The 24,328-nt window shown below is 43.9% G+C and carries 25 protein-coding genes and 2 tRNA genes; 14 read left to right on the plus strand and 13 right to left on the minus strand.

Annotation, left to right across the window (positions count from 1 at the left end; all coding sequences use genetic code 11):
• Positions 1-87 precede the first annotated feature (87 nt).
• The 5 genes from ACYQ4O_RS01475 (at position 88) to purB (ending at position 4,197) form a co-directional block, all read left to right on the plus strand.
• Positions 88-648: a nitroreductase family protein gene (locus tag ACYQ4O_RS01475; RefSeq protein ID WP_308512805.1), complete on the plus strand. Its 561-nt coding sequence runs from the start codon at positions 88-90 to the stop codon at positions 646-648.
• Between the two features lie 37 nt (positions 649-685).
• Positions 686-1,294, plus strand: coding sequence for a LemA family protein (locus ACYQ4O_RS01480; protein ID WP_308512804.1), 609 nt, complete (start codon positions 686-688; stop codon positions 1,292-1,294).
• The gene (locus ACYQ4O_RS01485) at positions 1,272-2,252 is read left to right on the plus strand and encodes a TPM domain-containing protein (RefSeq protein WP_308512803.1); all 981 of its coding nucleotides are present in this window, start codon (positions 1,272-1,274) and stop codon (positions 2,250-2,252) included. Before ACYQ4O_RS01480 ends, ACYQ4O_RS01485 begins: the two co-directional genes overlap by 23 nt.
• Positions 2,252-2,746, plus strand: coding sequence for a TPM domain-containing protein (locus ACYQ4O_RS01490; protein ID WP_460174522.1), 495 nt, complete (start codon positions 2,252-2,254; stop codon positions 2,744-2,746). Before ACYQ4O_RS01485 ends, ACYQ4O_RS01490 begins: the two co-directional genes overlap by 1 nt.
• 86 nt (positions 2,747-2,832) lie before the next feature.
• Positions 2,833-4,197, plus strand: coding sequence for an adenylosuccinate lyase (gene purB / locus ACYQ4O_RS01495; protein WP_460174523.1), 1,365 nt, complete (start codon positions 2,833-2,835; stop codon positions 4,195-4,197).
• A gap of 125 nt (positions 4,198-4,322) precedes the next feature.
• Here purB and ACYQ4O_RS01500 read toward each other — a convergent pair whose 3' ends face one another.
• The 4 genes from ACYQ4O_RS01500 to tsaE all read right to left on the minus strand — a co-directional run bounded on the left by ACYQ4O_RS01500 (position 4,323) and on the right by tsaE (position 7,770).
• Complete coding sequence (locus ACYQ4O_RS01500) at positions 4,323-4,718, minus strand: diacylglycerol kinase (protein WP_460174524.1); 396 nt, start codon at positions 4,716-4,718, stop codon at positions 4,323-4,325.
• Between the two features lie 3 nt (positions 4,719-4,721).
• Complete coding sequence (gene fba / locus ACYQ4O_RS01505) at positions 4,722-5,789, minus strand: class II fructose-bisphosphate aldolase (protein WP_282195894.1); 1,068 nt, start codon at positions 5,787-5,789, stop codon at positions 4,722-4,724.
• A 59-nt stretch (positions 5,790-5,848) separates the two neighbouring features.
• The gene (locus ACYQ4O_RS01510; RefSeq protein WP_460174525.1) at positions 5,849-7,204 is read right to left on the minus strand and encodes an N-acetylmuramoyl-L-alanine amidase; all 1,356 of its coding nucleotides are present in this window, start codon (positions 7,202-7,204) and stop codon (positions 5,849-5,851) included.
• 74 nt (positions 7,205-7,278) lie between these two features.
• Positions 7,279-7,770: a tRNA (adenosine(37)-N6)-threonylcarbamoyltransferase complex ATPase subunit type 1 TsaE gene (gene tsaE, locus ACYQ4O_RS01515; protein ID WP_460174526.1), complete on the minus strand. Its 492-nt coding sequence runs from the start codon at positions 7,768-7,770 to the stop codon at positions 7,279-7,281.
• Positions 7,771-8,014: 244 nt separating this feature from the next.
• Between tsaE and ACYQ4O_RS01520 the strand changes: the two genes are divergently transcribed.
• Positions 8,015-8,090: transfer RNA gene (locus ACYQ4O_RS01520), tRNA-Thr, on the plus strand.
• Between the two features lie 443 nt (positions 8,091-8,533).
• On the opposite strand, the gene ACYQ4O_RS01525 is transcribed toward ACYQ4O_RS01520, so the two are convergent.
• Positions 8,534-8,908: a hypothetical protein gene (locus ACYQ4O_RS01525; protein WP_460174527.1), complete on the minus strand. Its 375-nt coding sequence runs from the start codon at positions 8,906-8,908 to the stop codon at positions 8,534-8,536.
• A gap of 278 nt (positions 8,909-9,186) precedes the next feature.
• Between ACYQ4O_RS01525 and ACYQ4O_RS01530 the strand changes: the two genes are divergently transcribed.
• On the plus strand, positions 9,187-9,372 hold the full coding sequence (locus tag ACYQ4O_RS01530; RefSeq protein WP_460174528.1) for a hypothetical protein: 186 nt from the start codon (positions 9,187-9,189) through the stop codon (positions 9,370-9,372).
• A gap of 422 nt (positions 9,373-9,794) precedes the next feature.
• On the plus strand, positions 9,795-10,043 hold the full coding sequence (locus ACYQ4O_RS01535) for a hypothetical protein (protein ID WP_460174529.1): 249 nt from the start codon (positions 9,795-9,797) through the stop codon (positions 10,041-10,043).
• A gap of 429 nt (positions 10,044-10,472) precedes the next feature.
• Here ACYQ4O_RS01535 and ACYQ4O_RS01540 read toward each other — a convergent pair.
• Positions 10,473-10,557: transfer RNA gene (locus ACYQ4O_RS01540), tRNA-Leu, on the minus strand.
• 174 nt (positions 10,558-10,731) lie between these two features.
• Between ACYQ4O_RS01540 and ACYQ4O_RS01545 the strand changes: the two genes are divergently transcribed.
• Positions 10,732-11,595 (plus strand): ion channel, encoded by an 864-nt coding sequence (locus ACYQ4O_RS01545; protein ID WP_308512791.1) that lies wholly within the window; start codon positions 10,732-10,734, stop codon positions 11,593-11,595.
• A gap of 43 nt (positions 11,596-11,638) precedes the next feature.
• Here the strand turns inward: ACYQ4O_RS01545 and ACYQ4O_RS01550 are convergent, their stop codons facing one another.
• Complete coding sequence (locus tag ACYQ4O_RS01550; RefSeq protein ID WP_460174530.1) at positions 11,639-12,127, minus strand: GNAT family N-acetyltransferase; 489 nt, start codon at positions 12,125-12,127, stop codon at positions 11,639-11,641.
• 165 nt (positions 12,128-12,292) lie between these two features.
• Between ACYQ4O_RS01550 and ACYQ4O_RS01555 the strand changes: the two genes are divergently transcribed.
• Positions 12,293-12,970, plus strand: a complete 678-nt coding sequence (locus ACYQ4O_RS01555) for a DUF6710 family protein (RefSeq protein WP_308512789.1) — start codon at positions 12,293-12,295, stop codon at positions 12,968-12,970.
• Positions 12,971-13,196: 226 nt separating this feature from the next.
• On the opposite strand, the gene ACYQ4O_RS01560 is transcribed toward ACYQ4O_RS01555, so the two are convergent.
• Positions 13,197-15,638: a DNA translocase FtsK gene (locus tag ACYQ4O_RS01560; protein ID WP_308512788.1), complete on the minus strand. Its 2,442-nt coding sequence runs from the start codon at positions 15,636-15,638 to the stop codon at positions 13,197-13,199.
• Positions 15,639-15,731: 93 nt separating this feature from the next.
• Between ACYQ4O_RS01560 and trxB the strand changes: the two genes are divergently transcribed.
• Entirely contained in the window at positions 15,732-16,694 is a 963-nt protein-coding gene (gene trxB, locus ACYQ4O_RS01565; protein ID WP_308512787.1) for a thioredoxin-disulfide reductase, read from the plus strand.
• Between the two features lie 7 nt (positions 16,695-16,701).
• The gene (locus tag ACYQ4O_RS01570; protein WP_308512786.1) at positions 16,702-17,346 is read left to right on the plus strand and encodes a Smr/MutS family protein; all 645 of its coding nucleotides are present in this window, start codon (positions 16,702-16,704) and stop codon (positions 17,344-17,346) included.
• A 45-nt stretch (positions 17,347-17,391) separates the two neighbouring features.
• Here the strand turns inward: ACYQ4O_RS01570 and ACYQ4O_RS01575 are convergent, their stop codons facing one another.
• The 5 genes from ACYQ4O_RS01575 to ACYQ4O_RS01595 all read right to left on the minus strand — a co-directional run bounded on the left by ACYQ4O_RS01575 (position 17,392) and on the right by ACYQ4O_RS01595 (position 22,511).
• A complete protein-coding gene (locus ACYQ4O_RS01575) occupies positions 17,392-17,730 on the minus strand; it encodes a P-II family nitrogen regulator (RefSeq protein ID WP_066590876.1) in 339 nt (112 codons plus the stop codon).
• Positions 17,731-17,756: 26 nt separating this feature from the next.
• Positions 17,757-19,373 carry an NAD+ synthase gene (locus tag ACYQ4O_RS01580; protein ID WP_460174531.1) on the minus strand — a complete coding sequence of 539 codons (1,617 nt, stop codon included), beginning with the start codon at positions 19,371-19,373 and terminating at the stop codon, positions 17,757-17,759.
• Between the two features lie 75 nt (positions 19,374-19,448).
• Positions 19,449-20,201, minus strand: coding sequence for a uroporphyrinogen-III synthase (locus tag ACYQ4O_RS01585; RefSeq protein WP_308512784.1), 753 nt, complete (start codon positions 20,199-20,201; stop codon positions 19,449-19,451).
• 277 nt (positions 20,202-20,478) lie between these two features.
• Positions 20,479-21,411, minus strand: a complete 933-nt coding sequence (gene hemC / locus ACYQ4O_RS01590; RefSeq protein ID WP_308512783.1) for a hydroxymethylbilane synthase — start codon at positions 21,409-21,411, stop codon at positions 20,479-20,481.
• A 134-nt stretch (positions 21,412-21,545) separates the two neighbouring features.
• Entirely contained in the window at positions 21,546-22,511 is a 966-nt protein-coding gene (locus ACYQ4O_RS01595) for a manganese-dependent inorganic pyrophosphatase (protein ID WP_308512782.1), read from the minus strand.
• 482 nt (positions 22,512-22,993) lie between these two features.
• Between ACYQ4O_RS01595 and ACYQ4O_RS01600 the strand changes: the two genes are divergently transcribed.
• The gene (locus ACYQ4O_RS01600; RefSeq protein ID WP_308512781.1) at positions 22,994-23,953 is read left to right on the plus strand and encodes a DUF362 domain-containing protein; all 960 of its coding nucleotides are present in this window, start codon (positions 22,994-22,996) and stop codon (positions 23,951-23,953) included.
• 32 nt (positions 23,954-23,985) lie between these two features.
• Positions 23,986-24,312, plus strand: a complete 327-nt coding sequence (locus ACYQ4O_RS01605; protein WP_460174532.1) for a flavodoxin — start codon at positions 23,986-23,988, stop codon at positions 24,310-24,312.
• Positions 24,313-24,328 lie beyond the last annotated feature (16 nt).

Consider the following 24,328-nt stretch of genomic DNA (forward strand, 5'->3'; position numbering starts at 1 on the left):
AATGTTATTGCCCGACTTTGGGCCCATTTCTTACCAAGCCCTTCGCAGGCATTATGCTTAAAGCTTCAGTATATAAGGAGAAAAGGCATGGCAGAAGCAACACCGCTGTGGCAAAAATTAGCTCAACGTCATTCCATCGGAGCAAAATATCTGACCGATCCGGTCCCGTCAGAAAAGGATTATTCAGAAGCAATTAGCGCAGCAATAGCAGCTCCGAACCATTTACGGGATAACCAATGCCGGATGGTACTAATCAATGATAGAGAAAAGCTGGCTGACTTTTTTGAAGCCGGAGCTATCCAAAGCGGGGCAACGCAGGAAGAAGCATTAAAAGCCCGCTCAAAAGCTGTAAAAGCCCCTGCTCTTCTGGCAATGATCGTCAAAATTGAAGAAAACAATTCACGAGTCCCGGTCTACGAACAATGGATGACCGCCGGTGCATTCCTAATGCAATTTATGGATGTTCTTGAAAACAAAGGATTCGGATTAAAAGTTGTCAGCGGTTCGAGCACGGAGTATCCGGACGTTGTCAAAGCTCTTTGTAAAAAGGATGAAAAAGTTGCCTGCTGGATTATGATCGGTACCTCAACACAAGTGCCGGAAGGAGCAAAACGGGCTAATCCTGCTGATTTCTTCTCGGCCTATTAACTAGAATTTGTAAATAAACCTTCTTAGAGTCTTAGCTATGAAACGACTAATACTTTTATTCGCCAGCTTGGTGCTCTCTTGCTCTCTTTTGTCCGGCTGCGGATATAACGAACTGCAGTCCATGGATGAATCGGTAAATGCAGCATGGAGTGAAGTTATCAACCAATATCAGAGAAGAACTGATCTGATTCCTAATGTCGTGAACTCCGTTAAAGGTGAAGCAGATTTCGAAAAATCTACTTTGACTCAAGTAATTAACGCCAGAGCAAAAGCGACCTCCATTCAAGCAACACCTGAACTGCTGAATAATCCGGAAGCTTTCCAAAAGTTCACACAGGCTCAAGGCGAAATCGGCAATGCTCTTTCTCGATTACTCGTTACTGTTGAACGCTACCCGACCCTTCAGTCCAACAAAGCATTCCAGGAATTGAGAGTCCAATTGGAAGGCTGTGAAAACCGTATTGCTATTGCCCGCAACAACTACATTAAGACGGTTCAGACTTACAACACTTGGATCCGCCAGTTCCCGCAGCTGATTTGGGTAAAAATCTTAGGTTATAAGCAGAAACCGCAGTACAAGGTAGCTGATGAAGCAGCTGTAACAACTCCTCCGGTGGTCGATTTTGGAACAAGTACTCAAAAATAACTTCAGCCGTTGGTTCCTAGGTCTTTTCCTGGGACTAACGCTGCTGTTCGGCTCTTTGGCACAGGCAAACCTATTGCCGGTGCCGAAGTTTGATTACGTCACGGATACCGCGGATCTATTTACAGAACAGCAGAAACAGGCTTTAGAAACCAAGCTTCAAGACTTTGAGAAGAAAGTCGGGAGCCAGATTTGTGTCATTGTGGTTCCTTCTACGAACGGAGAACCTATTGAGGACTACGCTCATCGAGTGGGAGCTGAATGGAAACCGGGCAGAAAAGGTGTGGGCGACGGCCTGCTGTTTGTTGTTGCTCTCAATGACCATAGAGTCAGAATTGACGTCATGAGGGCTCTTGAAGGGGCAATCCCGGATGTCACTGCCTACAGAATCCTGCAGGAAGCTGTGCTGCCTGCATTTGCAGCCAACAACTACTATGAAGGCATCAATAAAGGTCTTGATCTCATCTTTAAAAAGATTGAAGGCGAAGATCTTCCTCCTCCTACAGCTAAAAATCCCGGCTCGCAGTCCGTTTTTGAAATGGAAGGCGATCCTCTTTGGGATCAGCCCTGGGTAGCCATAATATTCATCGGGTTTGTAGCTACGATGATGATGCGTCAGCTCCTCGGCAGAAAATCCGCTCCGGTAGCAGGTGTCCTCGTAGGAGCTTTTGGAACCTTTGTCATGCAGTCCATTGTCGCCGGCATCATAATCGGTGTGATCGTGATGGTTGCTAGTCTGCTCATCCCAACTTCTGTTCTGGAAGCGGGTGCACGACGAACTGCCAGAATGAATAATAGAACCAACCGCAGATTTAGAAATTCCGGCGGGTTCGGAGGATTCGGAGGCGGATTTGGCGGCGGCTTCGGTGACGGAGGATTCGGCGGAGGCGGTTTCGGAGGCGGTCCGTCTTCCGGAGGCGGCGGAGATTCAGCCGGCGGCGGCGCTAGCGGAGGTTGGTAATGACAATTCTACGTACCCTTAAACATTGGGCCCTTTCTCCGATTCCGGTGAAATATTCTTTCCCGGAAGAAGCTTTGGGAGAGATTACGCAATGCATTGAAAAAGCAGAAACCACGACCTCCGCAGAGTTTGAGGTCATTATTGAAAGAAGCCTTCCGTTAGATATCTTGAAATCCAACTCCGTCGCTCACACTCGAGCCGAACAACTCTTTGCTCAGTATCGAGTTTGGGATACGGAAGACAACAATGGAGTATTGATTTACTTAAATCTCTCCGACCACGCGATTGAATTGGTTTTAGATAGAGCTGCGGCGCGCTTATTTACGCAACAGCAGCTCGATGTCATCGTTCATAAAATGAGCGAGATGTTCCAGCAAAAATTATTTGCAAAAGGAATTTGCGAAGCCATAACCGAACTGGCAAAAGTTCTATCAGCGCATTTCCCGAATAAACCGGTAAATGATCCTTTGCCGAACAATCCAATTCTCCTCTAAATCTTTTTGTTGCCAAGCCAGTCTTCTGCCGACTGGCTTGTTTTTTTCTAGAATATGACATCTTTTAATGTTTTCTGGAAAACAACATGGAAATTTCCTCTTTGATGGCCTTGTCTCCTCTTGACGGCCGCTACGCTAAGCAAACTGAAGTTCTTCGTGATATCTTTTCTGAATTCGCTTTAATGCGCGCCCGCGTTACTGTTGAAATTGAATGGATTATTGCCTTATCCGAATTCAAACTCCCCGAATTAAAAGAACTCTCAGCAGAGAACAAAGAATACTTAAGAAGCCTTGTTTCTAATTTCTCTTTGAGCGACTGTGAAGATATCAAGAAAATCGAAGCAACTACTAACCACGACGTTAAAGCCGTAGAGTATTGGATCAAGGGCAAAATGGAAAAGAACGCAGAACTGGCTGCCGCCAGCGAATTCGTTCATTTCGGATGCACTTCTGAAGATATCAATAACACATCGCACGCCTTGATGCTGTCTTCCGGCCGTCAAGTCATCTGCTCTTATCTTCAGGCAATTACAGACAAATTAAAGACATTTGCTCACGACTGGGCTTCCGTCTCTATGTTGTCCAGAACTCACGGACAGCACGCCAGCCCGACAACCGTCGGCAAAGAAATGGCCAACGTTGCCTTCAGACTGGAAAGAGCCATCAACAGCATTGAAAAAGTTCACTTGCTGGCCAAGATGAACGGCGCCGTCGGCAACTTCAATGCTCATTACATCGCCTATCCGGACAAAGATTGGCCAGCTTTTGCTCAAGACGTCATCACCAACAAGCTCAATCTTGAATACAACAAGTACACCATTCAGATTGAACCTCATGACTACATGGCTCAATTGTTCGATGCCATCGTCTGCGCAAACACTATTTTGATCGACTTAGACAGAGACATCTGGGGCTATATCTCCTTGAACTACTTCAAACAGCAGTTGAAAGAAGGCGAAGTCGGCTCCTCCACAATGCCGCATAAGGTCAATCCGATTGACTTCGAAAATTCCGAAGGCAACCTCGGTATGGCTAATGCATTCTTGACTTTCTTAGCTCAGAAATTACCGATCTCTCGTTGGCAGAGAGACTTAACTGACTCCACAGTCCTCAGAAACATGGGTGTTGCCTTCGGTTATTGCGTTGTCGGCTACACTGCTCTAACAAGAGGCATGGGCAAGCTTCAGCTTAATGAGCAGGCCGTCTCCGCTGACTTGGATAACTCTTGGGAAGTTTTAGCTGAAGCTATTCAAACAGTGATGAGACGCTATGGAGTTCCTCATCCATACGAACAGCTCAAAGCTTTGACCAGAGGCAAAGGCATTACGCCGGAATCGTTGCATGAATTCATCGCCAAGCTCGATATCCCTGAAGATGCGAAGCAGAACCTTCAGAAACTGACTCCTCATACATACATCGGTATCGCTGATGTATTAGCAAAAGAAATTTAATTTTCAATAGAGGTATCAACGGCAGCCGAGGCTGCCGTTTATTTTTTGATTCGTTAAAAATCCGACCTCGCGAAACAACAAGAGGAGCCCGAAAGCTCCTCTCGACTGTTCTTCCTAAGGAAGAATCACAAAAAGTTGTGTACTAATATGCTAACCCAGACAATCGCACAAAGAATAAGTGCCAACAGGACGGCCAAACTTCCTAAATCTTTGGCTTTGCCGGAGAGCGGATGAATTTCAGTACCAAATCTGTCAACCACGGCTTCAATTGCTGAATTTAAAACTTCCGTAATAAGGACAATAAACACGGAGGCAATCAGAAAGATCTTCTCCAAATAATCAATCGGCAGAATGGCTGCGGTTGGAACCATCACACAGGCCAAAATGATTTCCTGTCTCAAAGCTTCTTCACTTTTCCAACCTGCGACTAAGCCTTGTTTGGAGTACTTGGTTGCATTGATAAGTCGGGTAATGCCCGACTTACCTTTTAAATCAGATGCGTTTTTAGGCTGATTATCCATTTATTAGAAATTAACTTTCTGTTTTAACACGCCTTCAGAATAAAGCTTTGCCATTTCCGGCAACGGCAACGGTTTAATCTTGGAAGCCTGACCTTCGCAGCCGAAAGCAAGATAGCGGGACTTGCACATATCTACGGATGCCTGCTTAGCAACTTTCAAATAAGCGCGCGGGTCAAATGCTTCCGGATTTTCTACGAAGTACTTACGGATAGCAGCTGTCATTGCTAAGCGAATATCCGTGTCGATGTTGACCTTGCGGACACCGTACTTGATAGCTTCAACAATTTCTTCGACCGGAACGCCGTATGTTGTCTTAAACTGACCGCCGTACTTTCTGATTTCTTCAAGATATTCTTGAGGAACGGAAGAAGAACCATGCATCACTAAGTGAGTATTCGGGATTCTGGCGTGAATTTCTTTGACGCGTTGAATGGAGAGAATATCTCCTGTCGGCTTACGGGTGAACTTGTAGGCGCCGTGGCTTGTACCGATAGCGATGGCCAAAGCGTCAACCTGAGTCTGTTCAACGAATTCAGCTGCTTGGTCCGGATCAGTCAAGAGCTGGTCTTTAGTCATTGTAGCGTCTGTTCCGTGACCGTCTTCTTTGTCGCCTTTCATAGTTTCCAAAGAACCTAAGCAGCCAAGCTCGCCTTCCACGGAAACACCGACCTTATGAGCCATGTCAACAACAGTCTTAGTGACATCGACGTTATAGTCAAAAGTCGAAATGGTCTTGCCGTCGCTCATCAAAGAACCGTCCATCATGACGGAAGAGAAACCGAGATTAATAGCACCTTCGCAGACCTTAGGACTTTGGCCGTGATCTTGATGCATACAGACAGGGATTTCCGGATAAGTTTCAATTGCGGCCTTGATAAGGTGTTCAAGGAATCTTTCTCCGGCATACTTTCTGGCACCTGCAGAAGCCTGCATGATAACAGGAGCATTGACTTCGCTGGCGGCCTGCATAATTGCTTGAACCTGCTCAAGATTGTTGACATTGAATGCAGGAATACCGTAATTATTTTCAGCTGCGTGATCTAACAATTGGCGCAACGAGACGAGAGCCATACTTATCTCCAACTCTAAAAGAAAATGATCGTTTGATTGTAAACTAAAACATCCTTAGCTTAAGACAAAGTTCCCGAACGTCCGAAACCTTTCAAAATTCCGTTTCCGATAGCGCAAGCAACCTTCCTCTGGAAAGCGCGTGTTCTGAGCTTCTGCTCTTCCTGCGGATTAGAAATGAAGGCGGTTTCCACCAGGACCGAAGGAATATCAGGAGCCTTCAGCACGGCAAAATTAGCCTGCTCAACACGGGACTTATGCAGAGTATTAATCTTGGCAATTTCAGTCAGGATTTTTTTACCGTAGGCCAAACTGTCAGATACCTGTGCGGTGAAAGACATATCCAACAAAATCTTTGCAATCTGCTTATCGTGACGTGTGACATTGACGCCTCCGATAAGGTCAGCGTTGTTCTGGTTGCGGGCAAGCCATTTATTTTGAGTTGAAACACGTCCGCGGGTGTCTAAAGCAAAAATGGAGGATCCCCTTGCAGTGGGCTTCACCCAAGCGTCCGCATGAACGGAAACAAAGAAATCTGCTTTGGCTGCTCTAGCTTTTTGAACTCTTCTGTTCAACGGCACGAAGTAGTCGCGATCTCGGGTAAGCATAGCTTTGAAGCCTTGAACTTTGTTTAATTCAGCCACTAGGATGCGGGAAATAGACAAAACCACTTCTTTTTCTTTCGTACGGTAACGCTTTCCAACTGCGCCAGGATCCTCACCGCCGTGGCCCGGATCGACCATTACGACTAGAACTCTCTCTCTGCCTCTGCGTTGAGTTGTCTTGGGTTGTTCTTTCTTGGGCTGTTTAGTTACAGGAGCCTTCGAAGATTTCGGCTTTTCCTTAGACGGCTGTTCCGTGTAACCCAGATCGCCGGGTTTCATGGGCACGATATTGCCTGAAGTAATACCGGCAATTAAATCACCGATAGAATCCTGCTCTGCTTCCGCGCGGTTTTCTTCCATTCTCTGCTGCCCTTCGGCAACCTGAGCAAGGATTCTTCCGATGGCATCCGGTTCGCTTTCCTCCTTACGGATAAGCGCCATAATCGGATCCTTTTCGACTGCCGGGTAAAGGTCAAAAACGAGTCGGTACTTGTATTCTCCAAAAGGTTTCAAAGAGAACACCTGCGGATCAACATCCTGCTTGAAATTAATAACCAACTGGACTGTCTTCGAACTGTACTGAGAGGCTGTAATCCCGGAAATATAGGGATCATTCGGCTGCTGCTTGCTCACTAAGTTTTTCAGCTTAGTCGTCAGAGTCAGTCCTTCAATAAGGACGACCATTTTCACTGATGAACCGTTGCGAACCATGGTGTACTTAAAAGGGATTGGTACATCATGTTCAAGCGTAATACGCGTGTATTCAGGAGATGGCCAAATTCGAAGGTCAACGAGCTGAGCTGCCTTTGCCATGGAAATAGGCAAAAAAGAAAACAAAATCAGACCGCCGACCTCATTTACTAGTGTTCTTCGACTTATTCCACTCATTATTTAATTTTTGCTAGAAGGTTTTGACCAACTTCACTACATGCAGAAATTTTGACCTCTCTGGTCTGCTCGTCTGCTCCCTGGGTGATGTCGATTTCAACATCTGCTTCCGGAACGAAAGGTTCTGCTTTAGAAGTCCATTCTGATATTGTTACTTGTCCGGGACCATAGTTTTCACGGAATCCGGCATCTTCAAATTCTTCTGGTGTCTCGAATCTATAGAAATCAAAATGATTAAGAGTAAACGCCTCAAGTTTATAAATTTCCAATAAAGAAAATGTAGGACTTTTCACTCTTCTTTGATAACCCAGGCCCCGCAAAATAGCTCGAGTCAAGGTAGTCTTCCCTGCTCCTAGATCTCCGTTTAATCGTATGGTCAGACCTTTTTCTTTAATCAGATCTGTCAGGCTGTCTAAACCTCTGGCTAGATCTTGCCCAAGCAGTTCCATTTCATGTTCATTGGAGAGATTTTTTAAAAGAGGCGCACACATAATTAACTACAGATTGGACATCGTTTCACAATGATAATAGTTAGAAAAACTTCCTTCTTAAGAATTACAATTTTTTAAGTTTTTTTAGAAGCCTGTATCGGCAAATGGAAAAGAGTGAGCTTTTTGCGACGTGGATTTACACTTTTGGTCAGTTCTTCATACAGATTAAAAATAAAGAAGATTTCCTTCGTATTTTTTATTTGCCAATGGAAAAATTCCTACGATATAATTATTCTTCTTTGGCGCCGGTGTAGCTCAGTTGGTAGAGCAGCGCATTCGTAATGCGAAGGTCGGAGGTTCAAGTCCCCTCTCCGGCACCAAAAACACTCCACACTCATCACTAGGCAATTTCTAACTCACCTCTATAATTCAAGGCAGGTTACGCATATAACCATATTTAATCAATACTGGCGTATTAATTACTTGTGGTTTTCTGCACAGAATTTAATAGCAGAAATAAGTCTAAAGTAGTGATAACTCTTCTTAGAAACTAACCCATAATTTGTTAGGATTGTGCCAATAGTACCCCGGACACCTCTCTGCGATGTGCAACAGCTGGGGTCTTTCTATTTTTCCTAATACCATATGGGACTAAAAAATTTAATAAGCCCGAAGAAACATGGGGAATAGATTAGGATATCTTGTTTCTTTTCCTCCTGATCGGCAACGCAATTGTATGGGATTTTCTTTTGACTTTATGCAAGATGATCTTTTTCGACCGATCAACCGATTAACTTTAAACTTTGTCCGTCTTTTTTGCTATTTATTTGTGATTCTGTCGGCAGAATTTAACGGCCCTTGTAGCTCTTTCGGGAGCATCTTGACATCTGACTCCAAACGCGAGACGTCGATCACGCTCTCGATCGGCATCGCTTTTGGTCTTTCGTTCAAGCTTTGAGAGCTGACAGCGCATCCGGTCAAGTTTACTCCGGCGAGCAGACGCATCATCGCGAAGCTGAGCCAGAGCAACAAAGTCGCTTGCCAGCTTGGTTTTAAATTCCTGAATCATGGCATTGAGTGCTGATATTTCAAGATTGAAATGTTTAACTTCCTCGGAATTTTCCCCATTAGCTAAACCTAGCCAGTAGGCAAAAATAGGAGCGACAATAACTGTTCCGGATTTAATCAAGTTAAGCATTCCGGAGTATTCTTATGTTAAGGGACACTCAAAATTTTGTTTGGGAGACGATTTAGACAGCTAAAGGCTAAGTAAATTTTCATTTTTTGCCGCCCCTTGAGAGAGCGCCTGTATATCACCTAATGCCATGCGGATATTGCTAAACGCTTTTTTTAAAACTATTGGCAAATTTGCTCCCTGCCTCCGCCCCGATCGTGAAGGTTACCTCGTATTTGTAACCCTTTTTTCATTTACCTGTGACTATGTGTTTGTTAAAATGAAGGAAAAGGAGGGCGCTAATGTTCTGTCCAATTGTCCCGACACCAGAAGAACAGCAAAGAATGGATGAGGGCGCGCGTAAGTTTGACGAAGAATTCAAGGTAAACCATCCTTTCCTATCGACTTTTGTCGGTCTGGTTTCAGTTCTCGCCCAGCTTGCATTTTGGATCACCGGACTGTTTATCGTTATCTTTTTCCTTTTCTGAATTCCGGAATCTTTTTTTCATTTCTTTTTCAATTTGCTTCCGGAGGTCCGTCATGACAGAGCCTCATCCAAACATCTCAAGACATATTCCTCTACTCTGAGACGCCCACGCCTGTAACAGCTGAAGCTAGAGCGTACGGATAGTCCATTAAGAAACATTTCTGACTTTGAGTTTTCTTTTGTTGTACTTCCATGTTTGCTTGGTCTGCTTCTGAGAAGCATAAAGCGAGAAAAAATATATGGCTGCCGCCGCGTCGCGCCCCGTGGGCTGCTTCTATCGGGATAGCTCTTATTTCGGTACCGACTTCGGCTTTATAGCCCGAGTCCTCAAAGTACCGGAAAGTGTTTTTTCCCTGAAAAGGATCAGAAACGACAAAAGCCCGGGTAGGATCCGAGCCTGCGTCTAACTAATGAGGTATCGAGATGGTGACTACACTTTTATCCTCGTGGGAGATTATGCCGCAGCTTGTGATAGTTTGGAACGGTTATTTAAAAATTGATACCGTTTTGGCTATCGCGGTCTTGTTATGCTTAGTCCGCAGACGTCGTACTGATGGGCCAGTTATCCGCAAAAAACTGGCTCTGTACGCGTTATTCCAAAATATCGAGGAAAGGTTACCCCGTATTTTCATCAAGAATTCTTCCCACTGTTTCGCTGCTTATGCGTTTTAAAACGCAGCCACCCCATTTTTTTATACCTGAGAACTTAAGAAGATTTTTGGGTTTTCTGAACTAATCATGGAAGAAGTTCATTTAAAAGGGTTTGAAAAAGCATAGGGTGAGTTACATTAGATATAGAAATTTATCTATAGAAACAAAGACATATCTTCAAAAAAAAACGGCTAAAGCCGGCTCTGGATAAGGGGGTTGAGCGATCCGGCTAAAAGATTTTGGGAGATAGATCAAACTTAGTAAAGTTCAGGATAAAACTCTCTCTAAAAATTATTTTTAGTACTGCTATTCCTACTGCTTTTCTACTGCTTTTCTACTGCTTTTCTACTGCTTTTCTACTGCTTTTTGCGCAGGATTATGCAGAATGATGCCTAATTTTTTCTTGGAAGGGCTTGATTTACAGGCTTGTGTGAGATATGCGTAAAGGTTTGGTGCCCGGGGAGAGACTCGAACTCTCACGCTTGTTGGGCGAGGGATTTTGAATCCCTTGTGTCTACCATTTCACCACCCGGGCAACGATTCGAGAATTCTATCAACGTAAAATTAAAATTGCAACTTATTTGGCCATTTTTATATTTTTTGTTGCAAAAACACAACTTCCCGTTTAAGTCACATCAGAGACCCGCTTTTTTTTCCCTTTGTTATTCTGTCCATAGTTAGTGCTCAAGGGACTCTAGGCTTCGAGGATATGGCAATTAATTGGACTAAATTTGAAGAAAAAAGATTGAACTTTCAGGGTGTCCTGAGGATCTTCATCCTAATTTTGTCTCTGATTCTCATTGGCTCCATCTCTTACGATACCTTTGAGTTCAACGACCCCTTCTATGCAAGCCCAATCTATATGGAAATTCAGTTTTGGGTTTGTATTTTTTTCCTCATTGACTTGAGTATTGAGTTCTTTCTAACTAAACATAAGGGCCGCTATCTTTTTCGATACATCTTACTTTTCTTGGTATGTATTCCGTATCTGACCGTCTTCTCATGCTTTAACTGGCAGATCCCAAGCGAATTATCTTATGTTTTTAGATTTATTCCTCTTATCCGCAGCGTTTATGCCTTAGTAATCGTTGTTGGATGGTTTACTTTCAGCAGAACATCAACAATCTTCGTCACTTACTTAGTAATTCTCGTGACTTGCGTATATCTGGGAAGTCTTGTGTTTTATGTTTGTGAAGTAAATATTAACCCTCTTGTCAAAAACTTTAGCGACGCTCTTTGGTGGGCAACGATGGAAGCAGTCACCGTCGGTTCCAATATTCAGGCTGTAACCCCTATTGGAAAAATTCTCTCGGTTTTTGAAGCAGTCTTCGGAATGCTGATGATCCCGATGTTCACCGTCTACGTAACCAATATCGTCGGTACGTTCCAAAAAGTCACAACCGATGTCTCCGGTGAGGCTTATGTCAAACAGCTTGAGTCCACCCCATCTCAGTCTGACTCTAACCAAAAGACTGACGACAAGCACAAAGACGATAAGGCAGATAAAGATAAGGCAAACTCAGACCCGACAAAAGATAAAAAAGACACTAGTGGAGAAACGTCAAAAAATTAAGCTCACTGCCATATAGGAAAGTGAGCATGAAAGTCAAAGGTAACTATCTGGAAAATACCAAACGCATCTGATACCACTTGTCTCCGCCGTGGGTAGAAACTGAAACGCCTTCATCAACAAAGTCAAAACGAGAATAAAAGTCTCTGAGTTTGTCCTTACATGTCAAAATAACGCCGGTCTTTCCCCTCTTCTTCGTATCCTCTAAAACTTTTTCCATAATTCTAGAAGCAATCTTTTGATGACGGAAAGCAGGATCTGTGACCACGCTGAACAATAAAAGCCATTTGCCGTCCGGATTATGAAAAGAAGTATCCGCAAACATATCGTCCACTAATATTTCCTGATCAGAAACTAAGCCGCATATAAAACCTTTAGTTGAACCATCCTCTTCCATCAGCCAAAAATAATCCGGATACACGGCGACTCTGGAACGGATTCTTTCCTCTGAAGCTGCTTCGGCTGCGGGGTAGGATGCGCCTTCAATCCTGGCAAGTTCCGGAACATCATTGATAGTTGCGTGACGAATAGGCATTATTTCCCTCATTTACACATTCTTTAAAAAGTGAGGGAAATTATAGAGTACGCAAAATAGTTACAACCGGTTTCGTATTGTTCACCAGTCTGCAACACTGACGCCTGCTGATTTGTCGAGTTCTTGGAATGACATTTATACTTGCTGAGAATAAAGAGGTTTTGAATGTTTCAGAAGATTTGGCAAAAAATTGGAGAACCCCAGGAGAAAAAAGCTTTCGATAGCGTTCTGAGGACCATCAATACCATTTGTATGGATAAAAATGGAGATGCCCGTCGGGAAGCTCTTTTAGACTTTCAAAAAATTTTGCTCCGGCCGGTTCAGAATTTGACTGTTCGGTCCTGCTACCTTTTTGAAGATTCTGCAGAGTCCGTTCCGTTCGATTTCAATACCACATTCGGTTTGAGTCAGACTATTTTGGAAGAAAACGGTGCCAAACTCTGCACTCCTTCTGATTCTTTATCTCTGCAAACTTGTGCCGATTTGCTGTTCTTCTTGCCGCATCCAAGCTTAAATTTGCTGAAAATGCTTGGTGAAATCGGCAAAGACAACAGACCGCTTGGAAGTTTTCAGCAAACGGAAAAACAATCTATTCTCTGGATCGAGCCTTTAAATATCGGTTTTGCAGTTGGTGAAACATTGCCAATCTGTATTTCTGAATTAAACGAAAACGCTTCTCTGCGCCCTCAGGAAGTCCTCGATATCCAATCTTGCCTGGAAAAAATTCGCTTTAACGGAGCTCACTGGATCGACGAAAACAATGATGTCCTAGGTAAGCCGGTTTTTCCGGAATTCGGTTGGATTTGGGAGATCCATAGAAAAAGCTTGTTCGAATTCCAATGAGCATTAACAAGGAACCGGCACAAAGTTCGCTTGAACTCCATGAGAGCCGTCGATTCCTTCTTTACGTATTCAGTAATCGAGCGCACTCAAAAAAATCGACGGACTTAATGGTAAACAGAGAGCCCAAAGCTCTCTGCCTTCCGTGAGAAAGCCGTCTCCAGCAAAGACGGCTGCCAAGATTCATTTCAACTTTTTCTTCTCAAGCCTTCAGAGCATCTTATAAAAACTACTCTCGGCCTCTGAGAATCGAACGTTTTCCGGTACTTGTAGGTTTGGATACGATACCGGCTTCTTCCATCGCTTCGATAAGCTTAGCCGCGCGGTTATAGCCGACACCCAGCTTTCTCTGAAGATAAGAAATCGAGGCTTTGCCGTCCTCTAGGACAATCTGCACGGCCTGATCGTAGAAAGGATCCCCTTCGCCTCCGGGCGGTCTTGCCGCAATTTCATCCTCAGGCATTCCTTCTTCTTCCGGAGCATCTGTCACGCCGTCGGTATATTCAGGTTCTCTCTGAGCTTTGATGAAGCTTGTTACAGCATCGATTTCTTTATCTGTTACATTCGCACCGTGCACTCTCTGAAGCGGCGTACTTGGATTCATGTAGAACATATCGCCGCGGCCTAACAGTTCCTCGGCACCCGGTTCGCCGAGAATTGTCATAGAGTCATAGCGGTTAGAAACCTGGAAGCTAATGCGCGACGGACAGTTCGTTTTAATAATCGGCGTAACAATGTCAGTACTCGGTCTTTGAGTAGCCAAAATCAAATGCATGCCCGCAGCCCTGGCCTTCTGGGTCAAACGCATAATAGAACCTTCAACCTGCTTGCCGTTAGTCATCAACAAGTCAGCCAACTCATCGATGATAATGACGATGTAGTGCAGTTTCTTCAGAGGCTCAGGCTGCTCAGGTGTCAGGCTGAACGGATTGGGAATAAATGTACCGTCCTCTTTTGCCTGATCAATCTTTTCATTAAAGCTTGCAAAATTTCTTACGCCCACTGCCTTCATAAGCTTGTAACGCTTGTCCATCTCACGGACGGCCCAGTCCAGAGCGTGGGCAGCCTGGATCATGTCAGTAATAACCGGTGTAAGAAGATGCGGAATCTTTTCGTACGGCGCAAATTCAACTTCTTTCGGATCGATCAAAATCAGTTTCAGCTCATCCGGCGTATTCTTAAACAGCATCGACAGAATCATGGCATTGATGCCGACGGATTTACCGGAACCTGTAGTACCGGCAACAAGCAAGTGTGGAGCTTTGCCCAGATCAATAGTGACCGGGTCACCTTGTACGTTCTTACCCAAGGCTAATGTTAAGTTTGATTTTCCAAGCTTAAAGGTGTTGCTGCCGATAATTTCACTAAGATAAATCATCTGCACGGCGCCGGGTGGATTCGGAACTTCCAAACCCAGACAGTCGACTTCACGCAAGTTCTCAATAACACGGATGCTCGGCTGTCCCAATCCTCGAGCCAAGTCCTTAGAGACCTTAACGAAACGGCTTGACTGGATGCCGACACCGGGCTGCACCTTGAAGCGCGTAATGACAGGGCCTCGCATCGCAGATAACACTTTGGCTTTAATCTTGTAAGTAGCCAAGATATGTTCAATTCTGTCAGAGGTAAACGTAACTTCTTCCTCGCTGATTTGCGGGCGATCGTAGGGCGGCACTTCCAGCAAATTGGAAGTCGGAAGAACAAAGTCTTCTTTTTGTTCTTGTTCGGGAGGAACCTGACCAGCCAGCAACGCGTCAGTATTTGGAGTCTCTTCAAACTCGAGTTTTGTTTGTTCGGGCTCAGGAGGAATTGGTTCAGTAACGGAGTGATGAGTAATGATGATCGGGTCTTTTTTAATCTCTCTAATAGAACTGCGTTCCACCTTATTAGGAATTGTAGGAACAGGGACTTTACGAGGTGCCAATTTCTCGGCCGGAGCGGTCTCACGGCTGTGACTGAGTTTTTCCTCTCTGAGTTTGCGCTGAGCAATCCCCTCCTCTTCGTCCTCTTTTGTCTCTTGTGTCTTTCTAAACCGCATCAAGACAGATTCGCATCCTTTTCCGATACCTTCCATCAGCTCTATCCAAGAAAAATTGAAGAAGATTCCGAAACTCAGTACGACTAAAACGGCTGCGATAATTGTGCTGATATTAAGGCCCACTGCAGTTAAAAGAGCGGTCCCGATGGCACTTCCGATTGCACCCCCTGAAGTACCCGGCAAATCAGAAGAAAAAGAATGAAGCCTTAAAAAAAAGAGAGTGCTGCTCGCGACGATAAGCAGAAAAAAAGCAATAACTCGCAAGCCGTTGGGATACTTATACGGATAAATGCCGTTAAAAAACATCTGTCCGGAACGAATCAAGGTAAAAAGAGCCCCGGCAACAAGCAGCCAAGCCGACCAGCCGAATAGCAAATACAACAAATCTGCAACCCAAGCGCCGACTACTCCGAAAACGTTGCTGATTCGAGAAAAACTGTTGGCCATGGAAAATCCCGGATCCATACCGCTGAAGGTGGCCAAAGACAGCGTAAGAAAAACTGTTCCTACAAGTGACAGAATAAACAGGACGGAACCGAAAATTTTCGAAACATTTGAGGGTTCGTCTTTACCTTTACGGCGAAAAACCTCAATGCCTGAAGGCGGGAAACTCTGACTTATCGAATTACTCATTGCGTGCTACCTGCTGTCTGTCCATTTATTATTTCTATCGACAGTACTTATAATCTCGTTCCTATAAAGTTTACATCTTAAAGGAACAAATCAATGTCCACCATTGTTGAACACTCCAAAGTATTAGTTCTCGGTTCAGGTCCTGCCGGTTATACCGCTGCTATTTACGCTGCCAGAGCCAATTTGAAACCTACTCTCATTACAGGTATGGAACAGGGTGGCCAATTAATGACCACCACAGAAGTTGATAACTGGCCCGGAGATCCTGCAGGAGTTATGGGACCGGCCCTCATGCAAAGAATGCTTGAGCAAGCAGAAAGATTTGAAACAAAGATTGTTTTTGATGAAATTCACACTGCTCACCTCAACGAAACTCCGATCCGTTTATCCGGCAATAATGGTGATTACACTTGCGACGCCCTCATTATTGCAACCGGCGCCAGCGCTAAATACTTAGGTCTTCCAAGCGAAGAAACTTTCAAAGGCAAAGGCGTTTCTGCTTGCGCAACATGCGATGGCTTCTTCTACAAAAACCAGGAAGTTGCTATTGTCGGAGGCGGCGACTCTGCTATTAAAGAAGCCATTTATTTGTCCGGTATCGCTTCCAAGGTTCACATGATCCACCGCCGCGATAAGTATCGTGCCGAACCGATCATGGTCGACAGATTGAAGAAAGTAGCCGCTGAAGGCAAGATCGTCCTCCACGAGTTCTGCACTCTCGATGAAATTTTGGGCGATGCTACAGGAGTTACTGCCGTCCGCATCAAGAATGTTCAGACCGGCCAGACTGAAGATATTCCGGTTATGGGTGTCTTTATCGCCATCGGTCATAAACCAAACACTGACTTGTTCGAAGGCCAATTAGAACTTCAAAACGGCTACATCGTTACTAAGGGCACTGCTACTAAGACTTCTCAGGCCACTAGCGTTCCTGGCGTCTTTGCTGCCGGCGACGTGCAAGACCAGACATACAGACAGGCTATTACTTCCGCAGCTTCCGGCTGCATGGCTGCCCTTGATGCCTTAAACTTCCTGGAATCTAACGGAAAGGCATAAAACAACGATGAAAGGTAAAGATCTATCGTCCCTTCTTTCACTGAAGGACGAATTGAAGAAGCAGGCTGAAGAAAGAGAACGGCTGCGTCTCGAAGAAGAAAAACGTAAGAAAGAACGCCATGCACAGCAAGTGTTCTTTGAAAAGGAAATGTCAAAGTTAGGTGTTTCCAAACAGACTTACGCTAAAAACTTAGCAGACATTAATCGTCCGAAGCCTGCTCCTTTACCTTTACAGACTCACAAGGATAATCAGGCAGTGCTTGAAGACTCTTTGTCAGATCAAATCGGTATTGAACATCTTTTAGCCAGCGACGATCGGATTTCTTATTACCAGAAAGGCGTGGCTCCGAATGTCCCGAAGCTTCTTCACCAAGGCAAATGGTCCATAAAAGGTTCTCTTGACCTTCATGGCTATACCTCGGATGAGGCCAAACAGCTTTTAGTTTTATTTCTGAATGAGCAAAGAAAGGCCGGCCATCGAGCCGTTCGGATCATTCATGGAAAAGGCTTCGGTTCTGTTGGAAGAAAACCTGTCTTGAAAGAGAAAGTTCCCGTCTGGCTCGTTCAGAAAAAAGAGGTTTTGGCTTTTGTGCAAGCCCCTGAACATGACGGAGGTGAAGGTGCGCTGCTTGTCTTGCTGTCCGCACCTTAATTCGTGAAAGATATTGAAAAGTCCGCGAGATGCGGACTTTTTCTTTTAGATAGCGGCGTTTCCTGTTTCGCCTGTTCTGATGCGGATAACTTCTTCAACCGGCATCACAAAAATCTTGCCGTCGCCAATCTTGTTTGTACGGGCGGCCTTCATAATAGCGTCAATAGCTAAATCCACAAGAGCGTCATCCACTACGCACTCAATCTTCATTTTTGGAAGGAAATCAACTACGTATTCTGCACCGCGGTAAAGCTCAGTATGACCTTTTTGTCTTCCGAAACCTTTAACTTCCGATACTGTCATCCCTTGAACGCCAATCTCTGCAAGGCTTTCACGTACTTCATCAAGTTTAAAAGGCTTAATAATGGCTACTACCTGTTTCACTGTGGACTCCTATTTGATTTCTAAAGTTATTCTTCATATTTATTGGTGATGGGATATCTCCAATCTCTCCCAAAAGCCATACCTGTCATTTTAGGACCAATTGGGCCTTGACGACGCTTATATTCGGCTCTTTTCACCATCCTAATAATCTTTTTAACGGTTTCTTCTTCAAATCCTTGCTGAACGATCTCCTGAAGAGCCTTCTTCTCTTCCAGATAAAGCTTTAAAACCGCATCTAATGTCGGATAATCGGGAAGACTATCTTGATCCTTTTGGTTTTCTCTGAGTTCAGCCGAAGGGGCTCTCGTAAGAATGTTCTCGGGAAATACCGGGTTCGGAGAAACCTTATTGATCCAATGGCAAATGGCATAGACCTCCGTTTTGTAGACGTCTTTAATCACGGAGAAGCCGCCTGCCAAATCACCATATAGTGTTGAGTATCCTACGGCCATTTCACTCTTATTGCCCGTTGAAGCAAGCATTAAACCTTTTTTATTTGAGATGGCCATTAAAATAACGGCTCTAATACGAGCTTGAAGGTTCTCTTCGGTCAAGTCTCTGCCGTATCCCTTGAACTCCTCTTTTAGAGCGTTTTCAAAAGCCAAGTACATTGGTTCGACGGAAATAACGGAGTACTTAACTCCTAAGCGGGAAGCTAATTCAGCGGCATCCGTCTTGCTCATATCCGAAGTAAATTTGGACGGCATCATTACGGCTTCAACCTTATCGGCACCAACCGCATCTACCGCAATTTTCAGGACCAAAGCCGAGTCAATTCCTCCTGACAGCCCTAAAACAACACCCTTGAAGGAGTTATTCTCTATATAAGATTTAAAGCTCAAGACCAAGCCGGAATACAGATCAGCGATTCCTTGAGAAATCTCAAAGGAGGAGGTTTCTAAGAGTCCTCCGTGCTCGGCTTCCGCAAGCATAGAGGACGCTTCAAAGCCGGACATTTCTCTGCCCTTACCGTCTTTGGCACGGGTAAAGGAGAAACCGTCGAAGATAATTTCATCCTGGGCACCGCATGCATTGACATATACGGCATCCATCCCTTGAGCGCAGACATTCTTTTCTACGCATTCAATTCTTTGCTCCCTTTTGTATTTCTCAAACGGAGAAGCATTGAGGATCAAAAGGACTTCACTTCCGCCTTTCTTTGCCAACGCCGGAGCTTCCGCATGCCAAATATCTTCACAGATATTGACTCCGAACCTGGTTCCATTTACATCAAACACGAGAGGTTCGCTGTTTTTTCCTGCGGTAAAGTATCTTCTTTCGTCAAAAACACCGTAGTTAGGTAAATTGCGTTTTTTATAGCAGCCTAATAATTGTCCGTTCTTGATGAGGAAAGCTTCATTGAAGATTTTTTCTCCTTCCTGAACCGGAAGACCAACTAAAAGATGAATATTCGGAAATTCTTTTGAGCTCTCCACTAATTGTTGAGCTGTCTCAAAACAAGAAAGGAGAAAGCTCTTATGGAAAATGAGATCTTCCGGAGGATAGCCGCATAACGATAACTCTGGGGTTACAACGATATCGCAGTCTTTATGCGATAGACAAAAACTAAGAATTTTGTTTTTATTTCCTTCAAAGTCTCCCAAGACGGAGTTCATTTGAAACAATGCAATGGAAGTTTTCATCTTTTCTTATCCAAAAGAATATCCGTTTATTTTAGAGACTGAGCCTTCTTCTCAGGATTTTTTAGTTGGAATCTTTCAAGAAGCTGTATCTGCAATAAGCTGAACAATATTATCTTTAGCTGAATCATAAATCGTGATTTTCTCAGCACCCAGGCTCTTAAGGCGTTCGGCAATCCGATGGTGAATTGTAAAATAGACTGCCTTTTTTAAAGAGTCCACAAATTCTTGTCCCAAGTTTTCCCATAAATGATTGACTGCATCCGTACTGGTAACCAAAACAATAAGAGCATCCGATGGAGAAACTTTTGCTTTTTCCGAGACTGAAAGTTGAAAAGGAACCCGTTCATAAATAACCGCCTTACTTACTGAGACTCCTCTTTTCTGTAAAGCTTCGTAGAGATATTCTCGGCCGGTTTGTCCCCGAACTATCACGACCCTTTCAGGCAAACCCATAGCCTCGAATACTTCGAACAGCCTTTCACTGCCGCTCACGTCGACGCTTCCAGACGGAAAAATTACGGGTTTAATAGGTTTATAAAGTGCTTCGATTTTCTTAGCTGTGGGCTCTCCAACAGCCGCAAATTGAGAATCCTTAGGCAAATTTGGAAGTTGGTCATACAGGAATTGAGCCGCCGTCGGACTAACGACGACAAGGACAGCTCCTAAGTCTGCCTCTTTGAGAATAGTTTTCGTGTCAGGAGCGTCAGGCTTACGAAAAGAAAAAGCAGGCCAAACTAATAGCGCATCTTTTGGCAAACCAGCCTTTTCCAGCTGTTTAGAAATCTCTTTTGAAGCATTTCCAGGTTTAGTCAAAATAACTTTCTTCATCGAGAATCTCCCAAAACAACTTCTAAGTCAATCGGATAATCGAGGATCTAGGTCAGCTTGTCTTTCGGTATCGGAATGCTGATCCTGTTTCAGCGCTCTGCCTGCTTTTAATACACAACGGAACTTCCTTGGAGAGAAAGCATACAGAAAAGCCGACTTTAGAAAACTTTGAGAACAGCTCAGGCAAGTTCAGAACTTGGAAACTGAAATGTTCTCAATTCTTTAGAACAGGAAAGAACTTTTCTTCCTTCTATCAATCGAGAAGGAAAAAACAATTTTATTTTTCTTCTAAAACTTCTTTCAAAAGTTCTTCAGCACCATTTTCTCTAAGGATGCGCAGTGCTTTCTGAGCATTCTTTTCCGGTTCATTTGCCGGACCGAAGACATCGGCCTTTATGTGTTCTCCGGTCTTGTGATTGCCCACCAAAGCGCGTAGGTGCATTTGGTCTCCATCGATTGTTGCATAGGCAGCCAAAGGAACCTGGCAAGAACCGCCCAAGGCGCGAGAAACTTCTCTCTCAGCTCTGGTGCAAAGACGTGTTTCTTCGTTGTTAAGGAAGGATATCAATTCAGCAGTTTCCTTATCCCCTTTTCGGATTTCAATGCCGATAGCACCTTGTCCGGGAGAAGGTAAAGACAATGGAGCAGGAATAATTGTCTTAATTCTGTCAGTCATGCCAAGGCGCTTGAGACCTGCCGTTGCCATAACAAGAGCATCAAATTCGCCGTTATCAAGTTTGGCAAGTCTAGTGCCCACATTTCCTCTGATAGTTTTAACTTTCAAGTGAGGAAATCTAGCACGAAGTATCAGCTCTCTTCTCAAACTGGCTGTGCCGACAACGGCGTTGTAAGGCATCTCTTCAAGGCTGTTATATTTCGAGGAAACAAATGCATCTCTCGGATCTTCCCTTTTAAGAACGGCTCCGAGTTCAAATTCTTCCGGAAGTACCATCGGTACGTCTTTCAAACTATGAACGGCAAGATCTGCCTTTTTCTCAAGCATTGCGACTTCAAGTTCTTTAACAAAGAGACCTTTGCCTCCGATCTTGGAAAGTGTCACATCGAGGATTTTGTCTCCTTTTGTGGTGATGCCTAATAATTCAACATCCAGATCAGGATATTTTTCTTTGAGGAGTGATTGAACAAACTTGGTCTGCCAAAGAGCCAATGGGCTCTCTCTAGTAGCAATAACGCATTTTTTTGAAGTCATATTTCTTTTCTCTATCAAAGTTGACCAAGTCTAGCCAACCGATTTTAACTACTGCTTAATCTTTTTCGAAGATTGACAACATTTCCGCTCTTCGAAAAAGACCTGCACGGAGGCAGGCCTTAAGCTAGAAATGATTAAGCGAATTTTTTCTGCAATGGTGGAACAATCTGTTTCTTACGGCTCAAAACACCATCCATCCACATATCAGCATCTGCGCCTAAAGTTTCTGCGATGGAAGCAGCGTCAGGTCCGACAACCATTAATCTGGAACCTTTCTTGAGAATGTCAGTGATGACCAAAACAACGTCATCTCTTCCTTCTTCTTTAGCCTTGTCCATTTCTTCAATGAGTTTAGCTTTAAGTTCAGGAGTAACCATATCTTCAGCAATGAGTTCCAACTGACCGATGCCAATCTTCTTTTCACCCATTTCGAAATCTTTGAAATCGCGGTTAAGAAGTGCCTTTGGAGTGTCATTGAGATTGCTCTTTGCCTTGAACATTTCCATGCCAAGAGCTTCAATATCTTCAACTTCAGCAATCTTAGCCAACTCTTCAACAACTTTTTTGTCCAATGGAGTAGCTGTCGGGCTGTTAAAAATCAAAGTATCGGAAAGAATGGCGCACAACATTGCACCGGCGATGTTCTTTGGAAGCTCAACTCCATAGAAGTCATGCATGACTTTGAGGATAGTGTTGGATGATCCAACCGGCCAAATCCAGCATTCCAAAGGAGAATCGGAACTTACATCACCAAGTTTATGATGGTCAACGATTCCAAGAAGTCTTCCTTCTTTGAAGTCTTCAGGAGCTTGTTTGAGGTCTGCGTAGTCAACCAAGAAGAAATCTTTGCCTGCAACGCTGGAAATAACTTCAGGAGCTTCTAAATTAAACTTTTCTAATACGAAAGCTGTTTCAGGAGCTGGTTTTCCTTGAGCAACCGGCTTGACATCATAGCCTCTGCCTTTGTAAAGATTAGCAGCAGCAATTGCACCGACGATTGAATCTGTATCGGGGTTCTTGTGGCCTAATACGTAGATAGGACCATTTTCACTTTGAATAGGGGCTGTAAAAGCTCCGGGAAATTTAGTTAATTCTGACATTGATTTTTCCAAATTTATAGGTGTCTTATAAAGGCAGACAATCTAAAAATTTTAGCAGAATTGGATATTTAGTTGAACAAAGGAAACGGCTCTGACGGCTCTTCTAATTAAGGTTACTGCTCATGAAATCAAGGAATCAAGAAAGTGTGTAAGCGAAAGTTCTTTCAAGCTCAAAACAAGCTCGTCCTTTAGCCTTCTGCTAGGACAGTTATTTATGCGTTTTAGGTATGAATGCTTATGAAAACAAATCATTGGATATTTTTCTCACGGTTCCATAAGATAAGTCCAAACAAGGACTGAAGATTTCATCTTCTTTCAAATGATTTGAATTCAGTTTGGAGATAAAACGGTAATTCAGCAATCCTTCCTTCAGCTGCCTACTGTTTCACTATCCTCGTTAGGAAAATCTTCAACTTTTGAATAGAAGAGACGCAACCTTTTTCATTTCCTTGAGGCTAAATCATTTTGGAAGGACGAATGTCATGAAAGAAAACCAGGGAATATCGCGTAGAACTTTACTCTTAGCCACTTGCACTCTCCCTATCTTAGAAAGGTCAGTATTTGCCGCAGATACTTCACATTCAAATACTCAAGACTTGCCTGTTGTGTACTTTGCAAAAAATGTCAGCTCAAACAACTTCATCGACATTTATGACCGATTAAGAAAGGATGCCGGAATTCCTGACCGTGGGGGCCTTACAGGAATCAAGCTTCACGGTGATGATGTCGACAATAATCGAGAACTATGGAAAGCGCTCCAAAAGCATATTCCTAACAGTAAGTTCGTAGAGTGCAACTATGCTTCTCTTTATCCGTCGGGAAGAGGCAATACCCCTGGAAATATTCGAGCCATTACTTCCCAAGGCATATCTCCTACTCAGCTTGATATCCTTGACCGTAACAGTGAATTTACTTTCGTTCCAATTGATGGCGGTAAAGAGCTGAAAGAGATCTCAGTTCCAACAGCACTTTTGAAAGAATACGGTTGCGTAGCCGTCACGGCTAACTTTAGGATTCCTAGCTTCGCCGGATTCTCCGGAGCATGCAAGAACGTAGGTATTGGTCTTGCAAGCGGAGAAGGAAAGACTCAAGTTCACAGTCATAGCGTTCAGCGCGATCCGGGCTTTTTTAGGAGGTTAGCGGATGCCTCCAAAGGCATTCATGATGCGATGGGGAACCGTCTTCTTTTCATCAATGTGTTATCCGACATTTCAGTACAACCTCTGGAAGGAACAAAGGTCAACAACGGCTCTCTTGGCATAGTTGGTTCATTAGACCTTCTGGCGGCAGATCAGGCAGCTGTCGATCTCATTTACGGGCTAGAACCGGAAAAATATGACCGGTACTCAACAAAAGTCAAAATCGACAGAGGATTCCTCCAGCTGGAATACTTATCTTCAATTGGAGCAGGAAACAGAAAATATCTCGTTAAAGAAATCTAATTTTTTTACTCTTATGACTGTGAGATTAATCTATGAAAAAATTATTAATTACCGCATTGTTAGGTTTAAGTACGGCTGTCTCTTATGCCGAAGCCAAAACTTTGATGATCTTCTATAGTTTCAGCGGAAATATTGAAAAGATTGCCGAAACTGTTAAGGCTGAAACAGGAGCTGATCTGGTTAAGGTCGAACCAATGCAAAAAGGACTTAATTATGCCGCCAATAACTATTCACTCGGAAGTGATTTAATCGATAGAATTCGTCGAAATCCAAATGATTCAAAATCCTATCCTCCCATTGAACCTACAAAAATAGATTTTTCTTCCTATGAATTCATCATTATAGGAACGCCTCTCTGATGGAGTCAGATGGCAG

The sequence above is a fragment of the Turicimonas sp. TL08 genome, from assembly GCF_054660695.1.